13 protein-coding genes are annotated in these 19,315 nt (G+C 66.1%); 8 read left to right on the top strand and 5 right to left on the bottom strand.

Annotation, left to right across the window (positions count from 1 at the left end; genetic code table 11):
• Positions 1 to 55: 55 nt before the first annotated feature.
• Positions 56 to 1,264, bottom strand: coding sequence for an acyltransferase family protein (locus ACZK08_RS08880; protein ID WP_065182670.1), 1,209 nt, complete (start codon positions 1,262 to 1,264; stop codon positions 56 to 58).
• A 175-nt stretch (positions 1,265 to 1,439) separates the two neighbouring features.
• Here ACZK08_RS08880 and ACZK08_RS08885 point away from each other — a divergent pair, with 175 nt between their 5' ends.
• Complete coding sequence (locus tag ACZK08_RS08885) at positions 1,440 to 2,300, top strand: LytTR family DNA-binding domain-containing protein (RefSeq protein ID WP_065182669.1); 861 nt, start codon at positions 1,440 to 1,442, stop codon at positions 2,298 to 2,300.
• Positions 2,301 to 2,338: 38 nt separating this feature from the next.
• On the opposite strand, the gene ACZK08_RS08890 is transcribed toward ACZK08_RS08885, so the two are convergent.
• Complete coding sequence (locus ACZK08_RS08890; RefSeq protein ID WP_053519322.1) at positions 2,339 to 3,079, bottom strand: M48 family metallopeptidase; 741 nt, start codon at positions 3,077 to 3,079, stop codon at positions 2,339 to 2,341.
• A 183-nt stretch (positions 3,080 to 3,262) separates the two neighbouring features.
• Between ACZK08_RS08890 and prfB the strand changes: the two genes are divergently transcribed.
• The 7 genes from prfB (at position 3,263) to ACZK08_RS08925 (ending at position 14,651) form a co-directional block, all read left to right on the top strand.
• A protein-coding gene (gene prfB, locus ACZK08_RS08895; protein ID WP_111186457.1) for a peptide chain release factor 2 occupies positions 3,263 to 4,388 on the top strand; the annotation gives its coding sequence in 2 pieces (ribosomal slippage) (positions 3,263 to 3,337 and positions 3,339 to 4,388; 1,125 coding nt in all).
• 45 nt (positions 4,389 to 4,433) lie between these two features.
• The gene (locus tag ACZK08_RS08900; protein WP_053519318.1) at positions 4,434 to 5,216 is read left to right on the top strand and encodes a helix-turn-helix transcriptional regulator; all 783 of its coding nucleotides are present in this window, start codon (positions 4,434 to 4,436) and stop codon (positions 5,214 to 5,216) included.
• 569 nt (positions 5,217 to 5,785) lie between these two features.
• Positions 5,786 to 7,171 (top strand): NAD-dependent succinate-semialdehyde dehydrogenase, encoded by a 1,386-nt coding sequence (locus tag ACZK08_RS08905; protein ID WP_065182668.1) that lies wholly within the window; start codon positions 5,786 to 5,788, stop codon positions 7,169 to 7,171.
• A 64-nt stretch (positions 7,172 to 7,235) separates the two neighbouring features.
• Positions 7,236 to 8,876 carry an acetolactate synthase large subunit gene (locus ACZK08_RS08910; protein WP_065182667.1) on the top strand — a complete coding sequence of 547 codons (1,641 nt, stop codon included), beginning with the start codon at positions 7,236 to 7,238 and terminating at the stop codon, positions 8,874 to 8,876.
• Positions 8,877 to 9,077: 201 nt separating this feature from the next.
• Positions 9,078 to 10,589 (top strand): lysine--tRNA ligase, encoded by a 1,512-nt coding sequence (gene lysS / locus ACZK08_RS08915; RefSeq protein WP_053520221.1) that lies wholly within the window; start codon positions 9,078 to 9,080, stop codon positions 10,587 to 10,589.
• 206 nt (positions 10,590 to 10,795) lie between these two features.
• On the top strand, positions 10,796 to 11,935 hold the full coding sequence (rpfG, locus tag ACZK08_RS08920) for a cyclic di-GMP phosphodiesterase response regulator RpfG (RefSeq protein ID WP_053520222.1): 1,140 nt from the start codon (positions 10,796 to 10,798) through the stop codon (positions 11,933 to 11,935).
• A 1-nt stretch (position 11,936) separates the two neighbouring features.
• Complete coding sequence (locus tag ACZK08_RS08925) at positions 11,937 to 14,651, top strand: response regulator (RefSeq protein WP_080375356.1); 2,715 nt, start codon at positions 11,937 to 11,939, stop codon at positions 14,649 to 14,651.
• 12 nt (positions 14,652 to 14,663) lie between these two features.
• On the opposite strand, the gene rpfF is transcribed toward ACZK08_RS08925, so the two are convergent.
• The 3 genes from rpfF to betA all read right to left on the bottom strand — a co-directional run bounded on the left by rpfF (position 14,664) and on the right by betA (position 19,311).
• The gene (gene rpfF, locus ACZK08_RS08930; protein WP_053520223.1) at positions 14,664 to 15,533 is read right to left on the bottom strand and encodes a diffusible signal factor synthase RpfF; all 870 of its coding nucleotides are present in this window, start codon (positions 15,531 to 15,533) and stop codon (positions 14,664 to 14,666) included.
• A 205-nt stretch (positions 15,534 to 15,738) separates the two neighbouring features.
• Positions 15,739 to 17,415, bottom strand: coding sequence for a long-chain fatty acid--CoA ligase (locus ACZK08_RS08935; RefSeq protein ID WP_478452693.1), 1,677 nt, complete (start codon positions 17,413 to 17,415; stop codon positions 15,739 to 15,741).
• 213 nt (positions 17,416 to 17,628) lie between these two features.
• On the bottom strand, positions 17,629 to 19,311 hold the full coding sequence (gene betA, locus ACZK08_RS08940; protein ID WP_053520386.1) for a choline dehydrogenase: 1,683 nt from the start codon (positions 19,309 to 19,311) through the stop codon (positions 17,629 to 17,631).
• Between the last annotated feature and the right edge of the window lie 4 nt (positions 19,312 to 19,315).

The raw sequence follows: 19,315 nt of genomic DNA on the forward strand, positions 1-19,315 counted from the left end.
CAGTTCGGGCAGGCTTGAGTCGGAGCCGGGCATGACCCGGCTCCACGCGATGGTGTCACGGTGCCGTCGCTGCGCCTGCCACCGAAGGCGATGGCGGATGGACGCGCAGGCCGAACAGGGGACGCAGCCAGCGGACACGACGGATCAGCAGCTCGTGGATCAGCAGGCAGCCGGCGACGGTGCCGGCAACCAGCAGAGCCGGTTCCAGCCAGGGGCCGAGCTGAAGGGGCCGCAGCCAGTAGAGCAGGACGATCAGCACGGTCTGGTGCAGGATGTACCAGCTGAAGACCGCCTCTCGGCAGTAGTCGAGGCCACGCCACGGCCGGTCGACCAGCACGCGGGCCCAGCCGAACATCGCCAGCAGTGCGCACCAGGTGTACAGGGCCCGGCCGACGCGCTCGGTCTGCGCCCATGGCAGCGACAGCACCCATGGATCGAGCTGGCCAAGGTCCGGCATCCGGCCCAGGGCGCGGATGCCGAGTTCGACCAGCAGCCCGATCACGGCCAGCGCCAACGTCAGGCGCCGGCCGCGCACGAGCAGGTCCCAGCCGCGTTGCCAGCGTGCGGCCCAGAAACCGGCCAGGAACAGGGGCAGGGATTCGGCATGCACGTAGAGGTCGTTCAGCAGCGCATGGGTGGGCGGCCACGCAGGCATCACCACCAGCAGGGCCCAGGCCAGCCAGAGCACCGGCAGCACCAGGCCGATGATCGCGATCAGGCGGTCATCGGGCCGCCATGACGGCAGCCGCGCCCACAGGGCCTGCATCGGACCGGCCAGCGCGATGGCCAGCAGGGTGTAGGGCACCAGGTACGCCAGATACCACAGGTGATTCCAGGTGAACCCGTAGGCTGCGCCGTCGAAATGCGCGCCCGGCCACGGCCGGAACTGCCAGTAACGCCACAGGAAGGCGCCGAGTCCTGGCGTCACATCGCCCTTGTCCACCGCTTCGCAGTAAGCCTGCAGCGAGACGACAGCGACGATGCCGAACAACAGCGGCAGCAGCAGGCGTCCGCTGCGTTTCAGTGCGAACCGGTGCCGCCCGTGCCGCGGCAGCGAGAGGCCCAGAGCGATACCCGAGATCACGAACAGCAGTGGCATGCGCCAGCGGTTCAGAGCGATCATCGGCCACTGCAGCCACTCGGCCGTGTAGGCGCTCTTGAGATGGAAGCCCCAGCCATCCACGTAGGCCATGGCCGCGTGGTAAAGGATGAGCAGGGCGAAGGCGAGCACGCGGAGCGTGTCGATGTCATGGCGTCGGGTCATGGCCGCAACCGGCAGGAAGGTGACGCCAGACTGCGTCCGCAAAGGTGGCGGCGTAAGCGGCAGGGGGCCACCGGTGCCGCGGTAGTGACCAATGGCGGGCGTGCCGGGATCAACGGGGAGGCTACGCTCGCTCCCTTGATGCACGCTGAGGGACCGCGACGAGATGGATGCAGCAATGGCTCAGGGCAGACTGCCGCGCTGGCGAACGTCAAGTCGCCTGCTGGTGTGGGCCGCGATCCTGTCGGCGACCGCAGTGACGAACGCGCTGGTGGAAGTGATGGATTCCGGGCGCCACGGCACCGCCCTGGCCCTGTGGGAGCCCCTGGTCTGGGAGTTCAGCAGCGCCGGAGCGGTGCTGCTGACCCTGCCGCTGCTGTGGTGGGGGTGCCAGCGCTGGCCGTTGCATGCCGACACCTGGAGGCGCCTGCTGCCGCTGTACCTGCTGGCCAGCGTGGGGTGGTCGCTGCTGCACGTGGTGGGGATGATGGTGATCCGCCACCTCGCGTACGCCGCACTGGGCCATCACTACCAGGACGATGACGGCTGGTTGCAGCGCTTTGCCTACGAGTACCTGAAGGATGTCCGCACGTTCGCGTTGTTCGTGGCGCTGGAGCACCTTGCCGGCTGGTTCGGCCGCCGCCGCCAGGGTGAGGCATCCCTGCTGGCCGCGCCGGATGTCGGTCCGCCGGTCGAGCCGGTCGAGCGCCCGCAGCACTTCCTGGTGCGCAAGCTGGGCAAGGAATTCCTCGTCGCCACCGAGGACGTCGAGTACGCCCAGGCCGCTGGCAACTACGTGAATCTGAGGGTCCGCGGCCATGACTATCCGCTGCGGATCACCATGGCGGTGCTGGAACTGCGGCTGGATCCGCTGGTGTTCCTGCGGCCGCATCGCAGCTGGCTGATCAACCGCGGCCAGCTGCGCTCCATCGAGCCGTTGGATGGCGGCGAGGCCCTGCTGCACATGGCCGATGGGGCCAAGATTCCCTGCAGCAGGCGCCAGCTGCCGCTGCTGCGGCAGGCGCTGGCGGGAGGATAGGGGCGGGCGGACCTGCGGAGCGCCCGCCCCCTTCGTGCCTACTTCCTGTCCTTCTTGATCATCGCGTCGATGCGCGCGGCGCGGGCTTCCGAGCCGGGGTGCGACGACATCAGGCCGCCTTCGCTGGACAGCTTGCGGAACATGCTGGCCAGGGCTGCCGGATCATAGTTGTGGCGCTTCATGAACTGGTAGCCGTACTCGTCCGCCGCGCTCTCTTCCTTCTGCGAGAACTGGGCGTTGACGAAACCCTCGGCGAGGTCGCCGAGCTGGCCCTGGCTGAGCTGGGTCAGGTTGCCGTTGCCCGACGCTGCCAGGCCTTCGCGGCCGGCCGATGCGAGCAGCGCAGTGCGCATCTTGGTCTTGCTGTGGCCCAGCTTCACGTGGCCGATTTCGTGGCCGATCACGCCACGCACCTCGTCATCACTGGCCATGTCCATCAGGCCGGTGTAGACGCGGACGCAGCCGTTGGCCATCGCCCAGGCGTTGACATCGGCGGTCCGGTAGACCTTGAAGTTCAGGTTCAGGCCGTCCTCGTTGGCGAGCCCCTGGGTGATCTTGGCCAGGCGCTGGGCATAGGGATCGTTGGCGGGTGCCAGCTGGTTCTCCTTGTCCATGTAGGCGCAGGCCTGGTCGGCGGCCGCCGAGACCTCTGCGTCGGACAGGGTCAGCGCCTTGCCGGCCTTCAGGCCGGTGCTGGTCAGGCCCTTCAGGTCGATGGCCGAGGCATTGGCGGCCAGCAGGCAGGCGGCCAGGCACAGGGTGGAACGCATGATCTTCATTGAAATGGTGCTCCTTGGATTGGGATGGGCCGCGCGTCCCCCTGTTGCCGCGGCGGCCGGGAAGTCTACCGGCTTCAGCCCGGCCCGTGTCCAGCCGCCGGCCGGGCCGCTGGGGGTGCCTCGCCGCCTGCCGGGCGCCTGCGTTATCATTGGCAGTCATTTTTTGAACGCACGACCGCCGACATGATCGAACTGAATCCTGTCCGCCAGCGCATCACCGATCTGACCGATCGCGTGCTGTCGCTTCGGGGGTATCTTTGACTACGACGCCAAGAAAGAGCGTCTTGAAGAAGTAACGCGGGAGCTTGAAAACCCCGACGTCTGGAACAACGCCGAGTACGCCCAGAACCTGGGGCGCGAGCGATCCAGCCTGGAAAAGACCGTGGGCGGCATCGCCTCGGTGCTCGATGGCCTGAAGGATGCGACCGAGCTGCTGGAGCTGGCCGAGTCCGAGCAGGACGAGGACACCGCGCTGGCCGTGGTTGCCGATCTGGACAAGCACCAGTCGCACGTCGAGAAGCTGGAGTTCCAGCGCATGTTCTCCGGCGAGATGGACAATGCCGCTGCGTTCGTCGACATCCAGGCCGGTGCCGGTGGTACCGAAGCCCAGGACTGGGCCGAGATCCTGTTGCGCATGTACCTGCGCTGGTGCGAATCGCGTGGCTGGAAGACCGAGCTGATGGAAGTTTCCGGCGGTGATGTGGCGGGCATCAAGTCGGCCACCCTGCGCGTGGAAGGTGACTATGCCTATGGCTGGCTGAAGACCGAGACCGGCGTGCACCGCCTGGTGCGCAAGTCGCCGTTCGACTCGGACAACCGTCGCCACACCAGCTTCACCTCGGTGTTCGTTTCGCCGGAGATCGACGACAACATCGACATCACCATCAACCCGGCCGATCTGCGCACCGACGTCTACCGTTCGTCCGGCGCCGGTGGTCAGCACGTCAACAAGACCGAGTCGGCGGTGCGTATCACCCACATTCCGACCAACATCGTGGTGGCGTGCCAGACCGGCCGCAGCCAGCACCAGAACCGCGACAACGCGATGAAGATGCTGGCCGCAAAGCTCTACGAGCTCGAGATCCAGAAGCGCAACGCGGAGAAGGATGCCGTGGAAGCGACCAAGTCCGACATCGGCTGGGGCAGCCAGATCCGCAATTACGTGCTCGATCAGAGCCGCATCAAGGACCTGCGCACGGGCATCGAGCGTTCCGATACGCAGAAGGTGCTCGATGGTGACCTCGATGAGTTCGTCGAGGCCAGCCTGAAGGCCGGCCTGGCGGTGGGGTCCAAGCGCGTCGATGCCTGATGCGCACGCCTGCGCCGATATCATCGCCTTCCGCAACGGAGGGCGATGATGCGCAGCGAGAGTGAACGCAGGGAGCTCGGCGGTTTCCTCAAGGCCTGCCGCGCCCGTGTCGACCCGGCCACGCTGGGCCTGCCGGCCGGGCGCAGGCGTACCCCCGGCCTGAAGCGCGAGGAAGTGGCGCTGGCGGTGGGGGTCAGTGTCAGCTGGTACACCTGGATCGAGCAGGGACGTGAAGTGCGTGCGTCGCCGGAAGTGCTCGAGCGCCTGGCCCGGGTGTTGCGGATGAGCGATGACGAGCGCGCATATGCGTTCGCGCTGTCCGGCTATGGCGTTCCGCTGGAGTCGCCAGATGAAAGCGTGACTGATGGCCTGCGCCAGCTGGTGGACGCGATGCAGCCGATCCCGGCCTACGTACGCAACACCCGTTTCGACATCCTGGCCTGGAATCCGGCCATTGCCGAACTGTTCGTCGACTACAGCCAGCTGGCGCCGCATGAGCGCAACACGCTGCGGCTGATGTTCCTGTATCCGCCCTATCGCACGTTGATCCTCAACTGGGAGGAGATGGCCCGGGGCCTGCTGGCCGGCTTCCGCGCGGCGATGGCGCAGGCGCAGGACAAGGCGCCTTTCCTGGCGCTGGCCGAGGACATCGCTGCCCACAGCGATACGTTCCGGCAGTGGTGGCCGGAGCATGATGTGCGCCGCTTCGACGAGGGGGCGAAGAAGCTGAACCACCCCACGCGCGGGTTGCTGGACCTGCAGTACGTGGCGCTGGTGCCGGAGAGCCGGCACGACCTGTCGTTGGTCACCTACCTGCCGCGAAAGTAGGTGGGTCGGCAGGGCTGCGCCCTGCACCCGCAGAGGCTTCAAGCCACGGCAACGGCAACGGCGTGCATTCCGTGGGATGGCGGGGTGGCGTCGAAGTGCGGGGACGCCGTATCCATGCGGCTGACACCCCGCACTCCGACGCCGCCCCGCCTCTGACAATTTCCCGCGGCTGTGGGTGGGTGTCGACCTTGGTCGACACATCTGTCAGATATCGAATGAAATTCCGGGGTCAGATCCGTTTTCCTGCGGAAAACGGATCTGACCCCGAGAGTACTTCCAACAGATCGCGGGAAACTGTGTCCGCGGCATGGATGCGGCTGCCAAGCCCCCATGGCGGGGTTCACGGCGTCTCCCGCCATCGGCCCCACCCCGCCATCCCGCAGGAATCCAGCTTCTGCTGTTGCTGGGCTGTGGCTTAGGGGGCAGGGCGCAGCCCTGCCAGCAACCCCATTCAGGCAGGTAAGTGCAGGTCACAGGATAAGCAGACGCCTTGTTGCGCGGCAGCTTCGGGTCCACATTCCGACAGGAGACGGGCAATCGGCCCGTTGCCGAGACAACAGGAGCCCTGCATGTCCGCTGCCCCCGCCATTGCGATTTCCCTCGATCCGGCCACCGGCCAGGAAATCGCCCGCCATCCCTTCGTTACCGACGCCGAGCTGGAGGTGATCCTCGATCGAGGCCAGGCCGGCTTTGCCGCCTGGAGTGCGCAGTCGCTGGAGCAGCGCGCCGATGCCCTGCGTGCGATGGCCGCGGTCCTGCGCCGCGACCGCGAATCGCTTGCGGCGCTGGCCACCGCCGAGATGGGCAAGGTCCATGCCGAATCGTTGGCCGAAATCGAGAAGTGCGCGGTGCTCTGCGAGTGGTATGCGGATAACGGCGCACAGTACCTGCGCGACGAGCCGACGCTGGTTCCCGATGACAAGGCCTACGTGTCCTACCTGCCACTGGGCGTGGTGCTGGGCATCATGCCGTGGAATTTCCCGTACTGGCAGGTGATGCGCGCAGCGGTGCCGATCCTGATGGGAGGCAATGGTTTCCTGCTCAAGCCGGCCGAGAACATCGTCGGTACCGCCCATCTGCTCGACGCCGCCTGGCGCGACGCGGGCCTGCCGGAAGGCACCTTCATCGCCGCCAACATCAGCCGTGAGGGCACCAGCCGTGCCATCGCCGATGACCGCATCGCAGCCGTCACCCTGACCGGCAGCGTCGGCGCAGGCCGCAGCATTGCCGCGCAGGCCGGGCAGGCATTGAAGAAGGTCGTGCTGGAACTGGGGGGCTCGGACCCCTTCATCGTGCTGGACGATGCCGACCTCGACGCGGCGGTGGATGCGGCACTCGCCTCGCGCTTCCAGAACACCGGACAGGTCTGCATCGCCGGCAAGCGCATCATCGTCGAGGACAGCGTGTACGACCGTTTCGTGGCGCAGTTCTGCGCGAAGGTGCAGGCGCTGACCGTCGGTGATGGCCGTGAACCCGGCAACCGCATCGGTCCCATGGCCCGGCAGGACCTGCTCGAGCAGCTCGATGCGCAGGTGCGTGCATCGGTAGAGGCCGGTGCGCAGCTGCTGGTCGGCGGTCATCAGCTGGATCGTCCGGGCAGCTTCTATGCCCCCACGGTGTTGGCCGGTGTCGAGCCGGGCATGCAGGCGTTCGATACCGAGACCTTCGGCCCAGTGGCTTCGATCAGCCGCGCACGCGATGCCGATCATGCGGTGGAGCTGGCCAACCAGAGCGAATTCGGCCTCAGCGGCAACCTGTGGAGCGGCGATCGCGAGCGCGCGATGCGGCTGGCACGCAGGCTGCAGACCGGGGGCGTGTTCGTCAACGGCTTCTCTGCGTCCGACCCGCGCGTGCCGATCGGTGGCGTGAAGAAGAGTGGCTTCGGCCGCGAGCTGTCGCATTTCGGCATCCGCGAGTTCGTGAACGCGCAGACCGTGTGGTTCGACCGTCGTTGACGCACGGCTTGCATCCTTCCTGTAACGATCCACCACCAGTCCAGTGAAGAGGGACGGCATTCCCATGTCCAAGGGTTCAGATCTGCTTGTCGCGGCGCTCGAGAACGAGGGCGTCGAACGTATTTTCGGTATTCCCGGCGAAGAGAACCTCGATGTCGTCGAGTCGCTGCGCCATTCCAGCATCGAGCTGGTCATCACCCGCCATGAGCAGGCGGCGGTGTTCATGGCGGCCACCTACGGACGCCTGACCGGCAAGCCGGGCGTGTGCCTGGCCACGCTCGGCCCGGGTGCCCTCAACTTCACCACCGGTGCGGCCTACGCGCTGCTGGGCGCATGGCCGGTGATCATGATCACCGGGCAGAAGGGCATCGTCGCCAGCAAGCAGGCGCGCTTCCAGATCGTCGACATCGTCAGCACGATGAAGCCGCTGACCAAGCAGGCGCGGCAGATCGTATCGGCGCGCACCATCCCGACCATCGTCCGCGAGGCATTCCGTGTCGCGCAGGAAGAACGTCCGGGCCCGGTCCTGCTGGAACTGCCGGAGGACATCGCGGCCACTGAAGTCGAGGATGTGGCCTTGATCCCGACGCATGCGGTGGATCGACCGATCGCCAGTCCCGAGGCGCTCGATCGCGCCGCGCAGACCATCCGCAATGCGAAGCGTCCGCTGCTGATGATCGCCTCCGCGGCGTCACGGCCGCAGTCCAGCGACGCGCTGTCAGCCTTCGTACTGCGTGCCGGCATTCCCTTCTTCACCACGCAGATGGGCAAGGGTGCGGTGGCGGGCGGATCAGGCCTGTACATGGGGACCGCCGCACTGACCGAACGCGACTATGTGCATATGGCCATCGACCAGGCCGACGTGATCGTCACCATCGGCCATGAAGTGACCGAGAAGCCGCCTTTCGTGATGCGGCCCGGCGGACCGACCGTCATCCACATCGGCTATTCGCAGGCGGCGGTCGAGCAGGTCTACTTCCCGCAGGTGGAGGTGATCGGCGATATCGGCCGCTCGCTGACCCAGCTGGCCGATCGCATCGAAGGCCAGGTGGCCCACGCCGATGCGCTGCTGCCGCTGCGGGCCACCATCCTCGACCATCTCGCCGACCGTGCCGAAGAGGCCCGCTTCACCCCGCAGCGGCTGGTCCACGACGTGCGCCGGGTGATGCCGCCCGACGGCATCGTGGCGCTGGACAATGGCATGTACAAGATATGGTTCGCGCGCAATTACCGCACCCAGGTAGCCAATACGCTGCTTCTGGACAATGCGCTTGCCACGATGGGCGCGGGCCTGCCTTCGGCGATCATGGCCTCGATCCTGTACCCGCAGCGCCGGGTGCTGGCGGTGTGTGGCGACGGCGGCTTCATGATGAACAGCCAGGAGCTGGAAACCGCGCGACGGCTGGGGCTGAACCTGGTGGTGCTGATCCTCAACGATGGTGCCTACGGCATGATCCGCTGGAAGCAGGCGGTGGATGGCTTCACCGACTATGGGATGACCTTCGGCAATCCTGACTTCGTCAGGTACGCCGAGGCCTATGGTTGCAAGGGCCACGAAGTGACGGCCATCGAGCAGTTCATCCCGACGCTGGAGGCGGCGTTCAACGAAGGCGGGGTGCACCTGGTGTCGGTGCCGATCGACTATTCGGAGAACGAGCGGGTGCTGGTGGATGAATTGCGGCAGGCGTTCCCCGGGAATGCCTGAGGTAGCGCCGGGCCACGCCCGGGGATTCCTGCCGACTGACCGCCGGGCATGGCCCGGCGCTACCGCCAAACGGGGTCAGATCCCTTTGCTGGGCAAAGGGATCTGACCCCTCTCCAGGCCGGGGGAGGGTGGTTTTGCTATGCTGTGCAGCCGGCCGTGCCGGGCGCAAGACTCCCCCAACTACACGATTCCCGCAGATCCATGAGCGAAGCTACCGAAACCCCTTCCGTCGACGAAAACAAGTTGATCGCCGAGCGCCGCGAGAAACTCAAAGCGCTGCGCGGGCAGGGGATCGCGTACCCGAACGACTTCCGTCGCGAGGACTTCGCCGGCCAGCTGCAGGACGAGTACAGCGACGCCGAAACCTGGACCGCCGAGGCCCTGGAAGCCAATGGCCGCCAGGTGCGCATGGCCGGACGCCTGATGGCCAAGCGCATCATGGGCAAGGCCAGCTTCGCCCAGATCCAGGACGAGTCCGGCCGCATCCAGCTGTTCCTGCAGGGCGCGGCCCTGGGCGATGACTACGCTGCTTTCAAGGGCTGGGACGTGGGTGACATCATCGCCGTCGAGGGCGGCCTGACCCGTACCCGTACCGGCGAATTGTCGGTCAAGGCCGCAACGATCCGACTGCTGACCAAGTCGCTGCGTCCGCTTCCGGACAAGTGGCATGGCCTGGCCGACGTCGAGCAGCGCTACCGCCAGCGTTACGTCGATCTGATCGTGACCCCGGAGTCGCGCGCGGTGTTCATCAAGCGCTCGAAGATCATCCGTGCCATGCGCGCGTGGCTGGACAACCGCGACTTCCTCGAAGTCGAGACGCCGATGATGCATTACATCCCCGGCGGTGCGGCGGCCAAGCCGTTCACCACCCATCACAACGCGCTGGACCTGGACCTGTACCTGCGCGTGGCGCCGGAGTTGTACCTGAAGCGCCTGACCGTCGGTGGCCTGGAGCGGGTGTACGAAATCAACCGCAATTTCCGCAATGAAGGTGTCAGCACCCGGCACAACCCGGAGTTCACCATGATGGAGCTGTACGAGGCCTACGCCACGTACAACGAGATCATGGACCTGACCGAAGGCGTGATCCGGGACGTGGCCAGGACGGTGAACGGCACTACCGAAGTGGAGTGGGACGGCGCGAAGATCGATCTCGGCCCGGCGTTCCGCCGCTGGCGGATGGACGAGGCCGTGCGGCACCACAATCCGGAGATCTCCGCTGCCGACTGCACCGACCGCGAAGCGCTGCTGCGGCACTGCGAGCGCCTGAAGATCAAGGTCAAGCCGTCCTACGGCTGGGGCAAGCTGCTGCTGGAGATCTTCGAAGCCACCGTCGAGCACACCCTGATCCAGCCCACCTTCATCACCGACCATCCGGTGGAGGTCTCGCCGCTGGCGCGTGCCAACGACAACGACCCCGGCTACACCGATCGCTTCGAGCTGTTCGTGAACGGCAAGGAGCTGGCCAACGGCTTCTCCGAGCTGAACGACCCGGAGGATCAGGCCCAGCGTTTCCAGGCCCAGGTGGCCGCCAAGGAGGGGGGCGATGACGAGGCCATGCACTACGACGCCGACTACATCCGCGCGCTGGAGTACGGCATGGCGCCGACCGGCGGCCTCGGCATCGGCGTCGACCGCCTGGTGATGCTGCTGACCGGCAGCAGCTCCATCCGCGACGTGCTGCTGTTCCCGTACATGCGTCCGGAGCACTGAGCCGGGGTTTTGTGACTCCCGTTTGTGCGCGCCGTCCCGAAACGGGACGGCGCAATTGACGTCTCTGGCACTCGGCGTATCGTAATTGCACTACCTTGACGCCGGCTATGGCTTGATCGGTGACGGGGAAGAGCGCAATGTGGAGAGCCCGCTTCACAATGTGACCACGATCATGAACCGGGACGCATGACACGGGAGTCAGTCCGATGCAGGGTGCCAGCGTGCGCAGCGGCAGCGTTTCCACGCCTGCTGATGACCAAGCGTGGTCGAGAAACCAGGCGGAGTACACGTTGAACATCGTCATCGTCGATGACCAGACCTCCGCGCGGACGATGCTGCGGCACGTCATCGAGGACATCGCGCCGGAACTGAGCGTGCATGACTTCGGCGATCCCCTGACCGCGCTGGCCTGGTGCGAATCGCATCCGGTCGACCTGCTGCTGCTCGACTACCGCATGCCGGAAATGGATGGGCTGGAATTCGCCCGCCGCTTCCGGCGCCTGCCCAAGCATCGCGACATCCCCGTGATCCTGATCACCGTGGTGGGCGACGAGCCGATCCGGCAGGCCGCGCTGGAGGCAGGCGTAATCGACTTCCTGGTCAAGCCGATCCGCCCGCGCGAACTGCGGGCGCGCTGCTACAACCTGCTGCAGCTGCGCCAGCAGACCGAGAACGTGAAACAGCGCGCGCTGTCACTGGAACAGCGCCTGCTCGCCAGCATGCACGAGGTCGAGGAGCGGGAGCGCGAGACCTTGTCGCGATTGGCTCGTGCGATCGAGTTTCGTGACGCCGGCACCAGTGCCTACCTGGAGCGGATGGCCCGCGTGGCCGGGCTTATCGCCGAGCAGCTGGGCCTGCCGGAAGACGAGGTGCGGCTGATCGAGATGGCGGCGCCCCTGCACGACATGGGCAAGATCGCCATACCGGATGCGGTGCTGCTCAAGCAGGGCAAGCTCAATGAAGAGGAGCTGGCGATCATGCGCCGTCACCCGCGCATCGGCCATGAACTGCTCAGCGGCAGCCAGAACCGCTTCATCCAGGTCGGTGCGCTGATCGCGCTGCGCCACCATGAACGCTACGACGGCAGTGGTTACCCCGATGGGCTGGTAGGCGAAGCGATTCCACTGGAAGCGCGCATCGTTGCCGTCGCCGATGTCTTCGACGCCCTGATTTCCCCGCGTCCATACAAGGAAGCCTGGACGATGGAAGCAACGCTGGCCTATCTGTATGCCCAGCGTGGCCGCCTGTTCGACCCCCGCTGCGTGGATGCGCTGCTGCGGGGCCGCCAGCAACTGCTGGACATCTGCGCGCAGCACTCGACGGCCTCCACGCGACCGGGTGGATGAGATGCAGGACCTGTTCGCACGGCTGAAGCGCCGGCTGTCGCAGCGGCCCGACTCCGAGCACGGGCAGGTGATAGTGCGGATCGCGCTGATCTCGCTGATCCTGGTTTACGTACTGCTGTCCGGGGCCCGGATGCATCGCCTGGAGCAGTACCAGGGCGTGCTCGTGACCGTGCTGACCGGGCTGTCGATATCCCTGCTGCTGTTCGCCTGGTTGCTGTGGAAGCCGGGGCGCTCCGATGCGCGCAGGGTGGTCGGCATGGTCGCCGACTATGGGTTGATGACGGTCGGCATGGTGCAGATGGGCGAGCCTCTGGCCTGGGTCTATGCGGTGGTGATGTGGGTCACGGTGGGCAATGGCCTGCGCTTCGGCAACCGCTACCTGGGCGTGGCGATCGCCATGGCCCTGGTCAGCTTCGGTACCACCGTGCTGTTGACACCGTATTGGCGTGACAACCCCAGCCTGGCCGTGCCCCTGTGGCTGGGCCTGGTGGCGGTTCCGCTGTGCTGCTCCTCCCTGTTGCGACGACGGATGCGACATCCCCCCATGGACACTCCTGCCGTTGAATCCTCCCCGGCCCGGTCGCTGCTGGCCCGGGTGAAGCAACGGCTGTCCGGACGCGAGGACAGCGAGCACGCGCAGAACCTGATCCGCATCGTGATCACCGCGCTGTTCATCAGCTATCTCGGCTGGCGCTACCTGAGCGCGGGTGGCGAGACGCTGACCACGACGTGGCTGATCCTCGCCTTCGAGCTGGCCATCTCGGCGGGCCTGCTGGTGGCGATCCTGGTCGATCCCGGGGTGTCACACGTCCGCCGCGTGATCGGCATGCTGACCGACTACACCTGCATGGCCTGGATCATGACCATCCAGGGTGAGCCGGCAGCTCCGCTGTACGCGGTGATGCTGTGGGTCACGATCGGCAACGGCATGCGCTACGGCAGCACCTACCTGCGGGTGGCAACCGCAATGGGGTGCCTGGCTTTCCTGTGCACCGTGATGCTGTCGCCTTACTGGCGCAGCCACGACTACCTCGGCTGGGGCCTGCTGCTGGGCCTGGGCGCGATTCCGCTGTACTTCGATTCGCTGCTGCATGCCTTGACCCGTGCGGTGGCCGAAGCGCGCCAGGCCAACGAAGCCAAGAGCCGTTTCCTGGCGAACATGAGCCACGAATTCCGTACGCCGCTCAACGGCCTGGCCGGCATGACCGAAGTGCTGGCCACCACGCGGCTGGATGAGGAGCAGCGCGAGTGCCTCAGTACCATCCAGGCGTCCACCCGCAGCCTGCTGGCGCTGGTGGAGGAGGTGCTGGACATCTCGGCGATCGAGGCCGGCAAGGTCCGGGTGGAATGGCATGAGTTCGCGCTGGCCGACGTGCTGCAGGCGATCAACCTGATCCTCACCCCGCAGACGCGTTCCAAGTCATTGGAGTATCGCGTCGACGTGGACGACAACGTTCCGCCACGGTTGTTCGGCGACGCCGGCCATCTGCAGCAGATTCTGCTGAATCTGATGGGCAACGCGGTGAAGTTCACCGACAGTGGCTTCGTCCATCTGCGTGTCAGCAGCCATGACGAGCGTGGCAGCGAGCGTGCCCGGCTGCGTTTCGAGATCCTCGACAGCGGCATCGGCGTACCCGTGGCCCTGCGCAGCCGCCTGTTCAACGCCTTCGAGCAGGCCGACGTCGGCCTGGCCCGCCGCCATGAAGGCACCGGACTGGGTACGGCGATCGCCAAGGGGCTGGTCGAATCGATGGGCGGGCAGGTCGGTTACCTGCCGAACACGCCGCGCGGCAGCGTGTTCTGGGTGGAAATCGCGCTGGACGTGGCGCCGACGCCGGACGTGCAGGGCGAGCTGCCGGAGGGCGGAAACGTCATTGCGTTCTCCAATCCATTCCTGCGCCATCGGGCCCGTGTACGCAGCCTGCGGGTGCTGGTTGCCGATGACCATGCCGCCAACCGCATGGTGCTGCAGCGGTTGCTCGAGAAGGCCGGCCACAAGGTCACATGCGTCAATGGTGGGGTCGAGGTGCTCGACGCTCTCGAGCAGGCCAATTACGACGCAGCCATCGTTGATCTGCACATGCCCGGCATGAGCGGCCTGGACCTGCTCAAGCAGCTGCGGGTGATGCAGGCCAGTGGCCTGCCGTATGTGCCGGTGATGGTGCTCAGCGCCGATGTCACCCCGGAATCCATCCTGCGCTGTGAGCAGGCAGGTGCACGTGCATTCCTGGCCAAGCCGGTCGTCGCGACGCGTCTGCTGGAGGTGTTGGCCGATGTGGCCGCCAACACGCGCACCGAGCCGGGCATCCAGTCGGTACCGGCCATGGAGGTCGGTGACGGCGTACTCGACACCGCCGTGCTGGACGAGCTGGCGTCACTGGGCATGGGCGATGGCTTCGAACGCAAGTTCATCGACCAGTGCCTGGTCGATGTGGACGCGAGCATGGCGCAGATGCAGGCCTGTGGCGAGCGGCTGGACTGGGAGGACTTCCGCGAACACGCCCACGCCCTGCGTGGCGTGGCGAGCAACCTGGGCCTGGTCCAGGTTGCTGCCGCCAGTGGCGAGATGATGCGCATGGCCGACTGGCAATTGAAGGCCGAGTGGACAATGCGCCTGTCCAGCCTGGTAGGTGCACTGCGCATCGGCAGGAAAGCGCTGGCGTCCCGCGTCGCAGGCATCCAGCAACGCGACGACGGGGAACGCACGCCCTCCTGACCGCGAGGTCTGTCAGCCCGCCTCGCCATTGCGGCGGGCCTGGGCGCGGACCAGCCGGTCCATGGTCCGCAGCGACTTCTCGCCCAACTGCATGGCGGTGTCGACCCAGATCTCGGTGATGCGCATCATTTCGTGCAGCGGCACCATGGTGGCGATCTCGTTCACTTCGCGCATGGCCGCCCAGGCGTGCGGAATGCGCCGGCTGTCCCGGATCACCTGTTCGACCGCCGCAACGCCTTCGCCCACCGGCACGACGACATCCACCAGGCCCATGTCCTTCAACTGCCGGGCGGTGAAGAGGTTGCCCTCCAGCATGATCTTCTCGGCCAGCCGCGGGCTGACCCGCTGGCACAGGAAGGAGTAGGCGCCCATGCCCGGGAACAGGTCGAACAGCACCTCCGGCAGTCCCATCAGCACGCCTTCTTCGGCGACGATGGTATGGCAGCTCAGCGCGGCCTCGAAGCCGCCGCCCAGTGCATTGCCCTGGACCAGCGCGATGCTGTGGGCGCGTGCGCCCAGCCCGGCGTGGAACGCATGCACGCCGCGCACGCAGCGCTGCGCATAGTCGAGCAGGCGGGCACGGTCGCCCTCGCGGATCAGCCGGCAGAACAGTTCGAGGTCACCGCCCAGGTTGAATACGTCACTATCGGAGGCCAGGACCACGTGAGGCGAGAGAACGTGGGCGGCACTGAGACGGTCTCCCAGTTCACGCTGATAGTCGACGATGTCGTCTACCAGGCGTGAGGCAAAGCACGGGCGGCCCGGCTGGTTGACCAGGTTGGCATGCATGTGGATCCAGTAGACATCCCGTTCGGTTTCCTCGGTGATGCGCAGGGTCGGGTGCTGCGACGGACGGGTGATGATGGGGCGTACTGCAGACATGGGTGTTCTCCGAGTGACCGTCCGGCCAACCGCAGAGCGGACGGAGAGATGGAATGTGAGGGAGTGGGCGGAACGTGCGGTGGCGAGTGATTCTATGCACCGCTCGTGAACCGCCTGCAAGCGGCCGCCGCCCGTGCTGGCCGCCAACGAAAAGGGCCCCGCCGTCGCCGGCGGGGCCCTGAGCTGCGTCGAACCGTGGAAACCCTTACTGTGCGGGCGTATCGCGCAGCTCGCGACGGAGGATCTTGCCGACATTGGTCTTCGGCAGTTCCTTGCGGAACTCCACGATGCGCGGGTGCTTGTAACCGGTCAGATTTGCCCGGGCATGCTCCTTGACCATTTCGGCGGTCAGGTTCGGATCCTTCTTCACGATCACCACCTTGACCACTTCGCCGGACTTCTCGTCCGGCACGCCGACCGCGGCCACTTCCAGCACGCCCGGCATCATCGCGATGACGTCTTCGACCTCGTTCGGATACACATTGAAGCCGGACACCAGGATCATGTCCTTCTTGCGGTCGACGATGTAGAAGAAACCCCGTTCATCCATCTTCGCCATGTCGCCGGTATGCAGCCAGCCGTCGCTGTCGATCGCCTGGGCGGTCTCTTCGGGGCGCTGCCAGTAGCCCTTCATCACCTGCGGGCCCTTGATGCACAGCTCGCCCACTGCACCCAGCGGCAGGATGTTGCCGTTGTCGTCCTTGATGCACGCATCGGTGGACGGGATCGGCAGGCCGATGGAGCCGTTGTACTCCGGCAGGGTAAGCGGGTTGATGCAGGCGGCCGGCGAGGTTTCGGTCAGGCCGTAGGCCTCGACCAACGTCACCCCGGTAACCTTCTTCCAGCGCTCGGCCACAGCGCGCTGCACCGCCATGCCGCCGCCCAGGGTGAACTTCACCGACGAGAAATCGATCTCATCGAAACCGGGCGTATTGAGCAGACCGTTGAACAGCGTGTTGACGCCGGTGATGGCGGTGAAGCGCGTGCCCTTGAGCTCCTTGACGAAGCCCTTCATGTCGCGCGGATTGGTGATCAGATGATTGCAGCCGCCGAACTTCATGAAGACCAGACCGTTCGCGGTCAACGCGAAGATGTGGTACAGCGGCAGCGCGGTGATGATCACTTCCTTGCCCGGCTCGATGCCGGAGGTCGACAGCCATGCCGAGGCCTGCTGCATGTTGGCGATCAGGTTGCGGTTGGTCAGCATCGCGCCCTTGGCCACGCCGGTGGTGCCGCCGGTGTACTGCAGGAACGCCACGTCGTCGTGGTCGATCTCGACCTCGGGCAGGGTGTGGCGGCTGCCGAGCTTGAGTGCCTGCTTGAAGCGGATGGCGCCCTTCACGTGATAGTTGGGCACCATCTTCTTGACGTACTTCAGCACGAAGTTGACGATCGCGCCCTTCGCGCCGAGCAGATCGCCCAGGCCGGTGGTGACCACCTGCCTGACCGGCGTGTCGGCGATGACCTGCTGGACGGTGTCGCCGAAGTTGTCGACCACCACCAGCACCGAGGCGCCGGCGTCGACCAGCTGGTGCTTGAGTTCGCGTGCGGTATACAGCGGGTTGACGTTGACCACGGTCAGGCCCGCACGCAGCACGCCGAAGGTGGCGACCGGGTACTGCAGGCAGTTGGGCATCATCAGGGCGACGCGGTCGCCCTTCTTGAGCTTGAGCTCACCCAGCAGGTAGGCCGCGAACTGGTCAACCAGCGCATCGGTCTCGCCATAGGTGAGGACCTTGCCGAAACTGGAGTAGGCGGGGCGGTCGCGGTACTTGGCGACGGAGGCGTCGAAGACGGAGGCTACCGAATGGAATTCGTTGACGTCGATCTCGGCGGGAACGCCTTTCGGATAGCTCTGCAGCCAGGGACGATCCAGACTCATATTCCCCCTCCAGGAATCGTGATTGTTGGGTCCGACCCTGAGCGTACTGACAGCGGCCGGTCATTGCAGCATACCCCGCCGTAGGGGAAACGCGAAGAGGGCATCGCGCGACGGCCTGTGCGATCGCGTCAAATGCCGCCGGGCATGGCCCCGCGCCACCGAACTGGCAGCGCTGGGCCATGCCCGGCGGGTGTTTCAGGGTGCGTGCGGTGCTCAGCCCTGCCTGCGCACCGGCGCACCATTGGCCTTGTAGTAGGGCGCGGTGCTGCGGGGCAGCGGCGCACGGCCGCGGATCACGTCGGCGAGCTTTTCGGCGATCATGATGGTCGGCGCGTTGAGATTGCCGGTCACCACCTGCGGCATGATCGAGGCGTCGACGATGCGCAGGGCCTCCAGACCATGCACACGGCCCTGGCCGTCCACCACCGCCATCGGATCATCGGCGTGGCCCATCTTGTTGGAGCAGGACGGGTGGTATGCCGTCTCAGCATGCTCACGGACGAACGCGTCGATCTGTGCATCGGTCTGCAGTGCACTGCCCGGCGAAATCTCGCGGCCGCTGTATGGAGCCAGTGCCGGCTGCGCGAAGATCTCGCGGGTGATGCGGATCGCCGCGCGGAACTCGCGCCAGTCCTGGTCGTGCGACATGTAGTTGAACAGGATGCTTGGATGCTCGCGCGGATCCTTGGAGCGGACATGGATGCGGCCACGGCTGGGCGAGCGCATCGAGCCGACATGCATCTGGAAGCTGTGTGCCTTGATCGGATTGGACCCGTTGTAGTTGATGGCCACCGGCAGGAAGTGATACTGCAGGTTGGGCCAGTCGAACTCGGCATCGCTGCGGATGAAGCCGCCGGCCTCGAACTGGTTGCTGGCGCCGATACCAGTGCCCAGGAACAGCCATTCAGCGCCGATTGCCGGCTGGTTGTACAGCTTCAGCGCCGGCGCCAGCGAGACCGGCTTCTTGCATTCGTACTGGAGATACATCTCCAGGTGATCCTGCAGATTGGCGCCGACGCCCGGCAGGTGATGCACCAGGTCGATGTCGAGGCTGCGCAGCAGATCGGCCGGGCCCACGCCGGAGCGCTGCAGGATCTGTGGCGAGGCGATGGCGCCGCCGCACAACAGCACCTCGCGGCGGGCAGTGGCACGCTGCGGCTGGTCGTTGCGCAGCCACTGCACGCCCACCGCGCGCTTGCCGGAGAACAGGATGCGGTCGGTCAGCGCGTGGGTGACGATGGTCAGGTTCGGGCGCGGCCTGGCCAGATCCAGATAGCCGCGGGCGGTGCTGGAGCGGCGGCCCTTCGGCGTGACCGTCCGGTCCATCGGGCCGAAGCCTTCCTGCTGGTAGCCGTTGAGGTCATCGGTGCGCGGATAGCCTGCCTGCACGCCGGCTTCAACCATGGCTGCGAACAGTTCGTTGTTGCCGGCCTTGGGGGTGGTCACCCGCAGCGGGCCATCGCCCCCGTGGTAATCGTTGGGGCCGATGTCGCGGGTCTCGGCCTTGCGGAAGTAGGGCAGGCAGTCCAGATAGGTCCAGTCGTCCAGGCCGGGCATGCTCGCCCAGTTGTCGTAGTCCATCGCGTTGCCGCGGATGTAGCACATGCCGTTGATCAGCGACGAACCGCCCAGGCCCTTGCCACGGCCGCAGTCCATGCGGCGGTTGTTCATGAAGGGCTCTGGATCGGTCTTGTAGGCCCAGTTGTAGCGCTTGCCCTGCAGCGGAAACGCCAGCGCCGCCGGCATCTGGGTGCGGAAGTCGAGCCGGTAGTCCGGGCCACCCGCTTCCAGCAGCAGTACGCTCACATCGGCATCTTCGGTCAGGCGGGTGGCCAGCACGTTGCCGGCCGAACCGGCGCCGATGATGATGTAGTCGTACTCGTTATGGGTGCTCATGGTT

The sequence above is a fragment of the Stenotrophomonas sp. 112478_Sma genome, from assembly GCF_056479905.1.